The sequence below is a fragment of the Anaerostipes hominis (ex Lee et al. 2021) genome, assembly GCF_002270485.1.
Lineage (GTDB): Bacteria > Bacillota > Clostridia > Lachnospirales > Lachnospiraceae > Anaerostipes > Anaerostipes hominis.
In genome coordinates, this window is sequence record NZ_NQOG01000076.1 from 1 (window position 1) to 458 (window position 458).

The 458-nt window shown below is 41.9% G+C and carries 1 protein-coding gene; it reads left to right on the forward strand.

Going from position 1 to position 458, the window contains the following annotated elements; genetic code table 11:
• Nucleotides 1-458, forward strand: a 458-nt coding sequence (locus tag CI597_RS17595) for a hypothetical protein (protein WP_198959589.1), incomplete at both ends; no start/stop codon positions are given.

The window sequence follows — 458 nt, forward strand, 5'->3', positions numbered from 1 at the left end:
TTAAAACAAAAAATGCTTATGAAGAAAATAATAATGTATATCGCCTTACTGATGTTGCCGATCCTTTGTTCAGCGCGGAAAGCCTTTGTGATAGAAGAAGGCCGAACCGTGATACTGACGGGTAAACATGCTTCATCACCGGCACTGCTTGCAGCACACGAACTGCAATATTTCGTAAAACAATCATTGGGGATACACGTACCCATAGTGAATGAATTACCATCGAAACCCACCGGGATTATCTATGTGGGTAACAGTGAATATACGGATAAAATACACTTTGAACCACAGGAATATCTGATACAAATCACTCCGGAAACAATCGTTCTGATGGGACAGGACGAAAACTCTGACAGTGATGGGGGACGCGATAACAACGGTATAACACCCTCAAAAGACCGGTTAAAAATTAACTACTCAAAGCTGACAGGTAATTCATCGGCCAACGTAGAGTTGAC